The following is a 4296-nucleotide window of genomic DNA, read 5'->3' as shown; positions in this document are numbered from 1 at the left end:
GCGAATAGGATAATGTGCGGCATTCGCCTCGCGGTCGTTATTAAGATAAAACCACGCTAATATCCGTGCCGGATCGGGTAGACTATGGAATATCTGAGCTAAAGAGTATTCATGCTATGACGAATAGTGTCATATCCTTAAAACCACATCATACTTTCGCGTTACCCGTTTCTGCGTCGCAAATAACCCTAGCTGAGACACAAGACCAGCTGATTGCCGGATGGCGTGCGGCTTGTTTAGCGCAAAGCCCGGTCTTACTGTTGGGTGAGGGTAGCAATGTTCTTTTTCTTGAGGATTTCGCCGGCACAATCCTGCTTAATCGTGTTAAAGGCATCGACGTTCAGGAAGATGCTGATGGTTGGCATCTTCATATTGGGGCGGGTGAAAACTGGCATCATCTGGTTCAACGCGCGCTCAAGTTGGGCATCGCGGGTTTAGAGAATCTTGCGTTGATTCCTGGGTGTGTTGGTTCCGCGCCTATTCAGAATATTGGTGCTTACGGCGTAGAATTGAAGAGCGTATGCGAGTATGTCGACCTTTTGGATTTGACCCACGGATCAATAAAACGCCTCCCTGCTTCTGAATGTCAGTTCGGCTATCGGGAAAGCATATTTAAACACCGATACCGAGAGGGATTTGCCATCGTTGCCGTTGGCCTGTATTTGCGTAAAGACTGGCGTCCTGTACTCGGTTACGGCGATTTGAACAGATTGGATCCGGCAACAGTTACGCCTCAGCAAATATTCGACCTGGTATGTCACATGCGGCGCAGTAGGTTGCCAGACCCGGCGGTGACCGGAAATGCGGGAAGTTTTTTCAAGAATCCCGTTGTTAAGGCCGATAGCGCGGCCCGCATAGTGAAAGCATATCCAAACGCTCCGCATTATCCGCAACCTGATGGCCAGGTTAAGCTGGCTGCGGGATGGTTAATAGACCAGTGCCAACTAAAGGGCTTTCAGATGGGCGGCGCCGCCGTTCATAGCCAGCAGGCGTTAGTGTTGATAAATCAGGATAATGCCACAAGTCTTGATGTGGTTAACCTGGCGCGTCATGTGCGAAACCAGGTTGCCGAACGGTTTGCTATCTGGCTGGAGCCGGAGGTCCGTTTTATCGCCGCTCGGGGAGAGGTAAATGCCGTCGAGGTATTATCATGAGGGATATTAAAGTTCCTCTTAAATTAATCAATGTCCTGTCGGATGGCGGTTTCTACTCGGGGGAGGTCCTGGGTGAAATGATGGGCATGAGTCGGGCGGCGATCAATAAACATATTCAGACGATCCGTGAATGGGGCGTCGATGTCTTTACCGTGACCGGTAAAGGCTACTGTTTACCGGCCCCGATGCAATTACTGAACGAGGAAAAGATCCTTAGCCTGCTGCCGGAAGGCGGCGCTACCGTTTTACCGGTGGTGGATTCGACCAACCAATATATTTTGGATCGGTTTAACGCTTTATCCTCCGGTGACGCCTGTATCGCCGAATATCAGCAGTCCGGGCGAGGCCGCCGGGGACGCCGGTGGTTCTCTCCTTTCGGCGCTAATCTTTATTTGTCATTGTATTGGCGTCTGGAACAAGGCCCGGCCGCCGCGGTTGGCGTCAGTCTGGTTATCGGCATCGTTATGTCTGAAGTGCTGCATAAGCTAGGCGCAAAGGGCGTGCGTGTTAAATGGCCGAACGATCTGTATCTGAACGATCGCAAACTGGCCGGTATTCTGGTTGAGCTTACGGGAAAAACGGGCGATGCGGCGCACCTGGTGATCGGCGTCGGTATTAATTTACGGATGCGTGAGCAGACAGAGAATGTCATCGATCAAGGATGGATAAATCTTCAGGAGGCCGGGATCTCCGTCGATCGCAATATCCTGGCGGCTACGCTTATTTCAGAGTTAAGACGTGCGCTGGCTATGTTTGAACAACAAGGTTTATCCCCGTTTATTTCCCGCTGGCAACAGTTGGACAACTATTATAATCGTCCTGTTAAGCTGATTATCGGCAATAGAGAGATACATGGCGTTGATCGGGGTATCGATGGGCAGGGAGCATTGCTGTTGGAAACGGATGGCGAAATAACTCCCTATATTGGCGGAGAGATCTCGTTAAGAGGATTATAAATTAAAGGGGATGAAGCTGCTCCCCCTTTAATTTAAGCGCCGACTTACTTTCTTAATCGAACATATTCGACAGCGTGATTGGCGCTTTTCGTCATAATAAGACTGGCGCGTTCCCGCGTCGGCAGAATATTTTGCTGTAAATTAAGGCCATTTATTTCCCGCCAGAGCTGTGAGGCAATATCGATCGCCTCTTGTTCCGATAGCTTGGCGTAGTTATGGAAGTATGAGCTGGGATCTGAAAACGCCCCTTGGCGGAATTTCAGAAATCGATTGATATACCAGACTTTTAATAAATCTTCCGGCGCATCGACATAAATTGAGAAGTCAACAAAGTCGGAGACGAAGACTCTGTGCGGATCGTGCGGATAGTCCATGCCGCTTTGTAAGACATTCAAACCTTCCAAAATTAAAATATCTGGCTGTTTCAGTATCTTATGATGATTGGGCACAATGTCATAAATGAGATGAGAATAGGTCGGCGCGGTAACTTCTGATGCGCCTGACTTAATATCAGAAACGAATTTCACCAGGCTATGTATATCATAAGACTGTGGAAAACCTTTTTTCTTCATCAGATCGCGGTCTTTTAACACGCTATTCGGATGAAGAAAGCCGTCCGTGGTGATCAACTCTACGCTGCGGTGTTCCGGCCAGCGGCTGAGCAACGCCTGCAATACGCGGGCGGTGGTGCTTTTACCTACCGCTACGCTGCCGGCGATACTGATGATATAAGGGATTTTTTGCCCATCGGTTCCCAGAAACTGCTCTAAAACAGCCTGACGGCGCAGATTTGAGCTAATGTAGAAGTTAAGCAGGCGGGACAAAGGCAGATAAATTTCAGCGACTTCATCCAAGGATAAATCTTCATTAATCCCTTTGAGTTTAACTATTTCTTCTTCCGTCAACGTTAATGGCACCGAATCGCGCAAGGCGGCCCATTGGCGGCGATTAAATTGTAGATATGGTGTGGCCAAAGATTGCTCTCTATTTCTCATAAGTCTAATTCTGCCTGCTTAACAGGTAAGAAAGGGGACTCTAGCCCGCCTAAGCTAAATGCGTTGCCCAGTATAATCAGCCAGGCTCTGGGCATAGAATCTTTTCTTTGTATAAGAATTTGGTTTATGAGCAGGTTAACACTTTGCCAGTGAAAAAAAGAAGAGAAAATCAATTTGATGCCCGGCGCCGGTATGAAACCGGACGCGCCGGGCTGACGATTAGCTGGCAATCGCCCGGCCGATGTGATTCACGGCGAAGAGGCGTTTGTAATAAATTGCGGTAGGGTGATAATAGCCGTCGGGCGTACTGGCGTAATCGGGAAGTTCGCCCAAATAGCGGTATCCCAATGAGCGGTAAAACATTTCAGCAGGAGAACCTGCTTGCGTATCCAGATAAAGCAATCCACGCTGTTGCCGTAACGCGGCTTTTTCCAGCGTCTGCATTAATTGTCTGCCGATGCCCATCCTTCTGACTCGACTATGCACCAGCAGCTTTTGGATCTCGGCCCGGTTCTGGCCGTTGGTTTTTTGGCAGAGTTCCAGCTGTACGCTGCCGATAACGCCCTCGATATCGCGGGCAATCCACAACAGACGCTCCCCTTTTGCCAAGGACGGGCGCAGGCTATGAAAATAGCTTTCCGCGTCTTCATGCGACAAAGGCCCTTGATAGCCGACCGAGGCGCCTTTGGCAACGGCATCGAGCAGCAGGCTGGCAAGTTCGCCGCGGTAGACCGGTAAGGTGGCGACGTTAAGGGATACGATTTTCATGAAAACTCTCCTGTCTGGCGGGGCGCATACGGGTAACAAGCAAAATTCATTCCAACCTGCGGCTAGCGCTGGACGCGCGGCGGTCGGGCGCCGCGATGAAAAAATGCTTTTACGTAGGGCGCGGTCGTCACGTTTTTAGTGCAGCGGGGCGGTCTGTCCGGTGATCCGCCCGGCGTTTGGTCCCGGCGGGGGTTGATGCTTCTTTGTGCGAATTATTGTTTCCGCCGTGGATCCGCGTTCAGATTTGGATAAAATCTAAGCGATAACGCGTTTTATGCAATTTTTTTGTTGCATAGGTCGTTCGCTCTACCTAGAATGCGCAGCACTTGATGCCGGCATAGCTCAGTTGGTAGAGCAACTGACTTGTAATCAGTAGGTCCCGAGTTCGACTCTTGGTGCCGGCACCATTCAAGTGGACAATTA

At 50.0% G+C, this 4296-nt stretch carries 4 protein-coding genes and 1 tRNA gene; 3 read left to right on the top strand and 2 right to left on the bottom strand.

Translation table 11 applies throughout. The features are described 5' to 3' along the window. Positions 1-116: 116 nt before the first annotated feature. A complete protein-coding gene (gene murB / locus VSX58_RS22335; RefSeq protein ID WP_327619971.1) occupies positions 117-1154 on the top strand; it encodes a UDP-N-acetylmuramate dehydrogenase in 1038 nt (345 codons plus the stop codon). Further along, positions 1151-2110, top strand: coding sequence for a bifunctional biotin--[acetyl-CoA-carboxylase] ligase/biotin operon repressor BirA (gene birA / locus VSX58_RS22330; RefSeq protein WP_327619970.1), 960 nt, complete (start codon positions 1151-1153; stop codon positions 2108-2110). Before murB ends, birA begins: the two co-directional genes overlap by 4 nt. 44 nt (positions 2111-2154) lie before the next feature. Here birA and coaA read toward each other — a convergent pair whose 3' ends face one another. Continuing rightward, positions 2155-3105, bottom strand: coding sequence for a type I pantothenate kinase (gene coaA / locus VSX58_RS22325; RefSeq protein WP_327619969.1), 951 nt, complete (start codon positions 3103-3105; stop codon positions 2155-2157). A 219-nt stretch (positions 3106-3324) separates the two neighbouring features. After that, positions 3325-3873, bottom strand: a complete 549-nt coding sequence (locus VSX58_RS22320) for a GNAT family N-acetyltransferase (RefSeq protein ID WP_327619968.1) — start codon at positions 3871-3873, stop codon at positions 3325-3327. Between the two features lie 331 nt (positions 3874-4204). Between VSX58_RS22320 and VSX58_RS22315 the strand changes: the two genes are divergently transcribed. After that, positions 4205-4280: transfer RNA gene (locus tag VSX58_RS22315), tRNA-Thr, on the top strand. The last annotated feature ends 16 nt before the right edge of the window (positions 4281-4296 follow it).

The organism is Brenneria populi, from assembly GCF_036016195.1.
GTDB lineage: Bacteria > Pseudomonadota > Gammaproteobacteria > Enterobacterales > Enterobacteriaceae > Brenneria > Brenneria populi.
The sequence above is the reverse complement of the archived record's forward strand: the minus strand, read 5'-3'. Positions and strand labels throughout refer to the sequence as shown.

Bases quoted from the DNA above. Each gene is read 5' to 3' on its own strand.
- murB (WP_327619971.1), top strand. From the start codon at position 117: ATGACGAATAGTGTCATATCCTTAAAACCACATCATACTTTCGCGTTA.
- birA (WP_327619970.1), top strand. From the start codon at position 1,151: ATGAGGGATATTAAAGTTCCTCTTAAATTAATCAATGTCCTGTCGGAT.
- coaA (WP_327619969.1), bottom strand. From the start codon at position 3,105: ATGAGAAATAGAGAGCAATCTTTGGCCACACCATATCTACAATTTAAT.
- VSX58_RS22320 (WP_327619968.1), bottom strand. From the start codon at position 3,873: ATGAAAATCGTATCCCTTAACGTCGCCACCTTACCGGTCTACCGCGGC.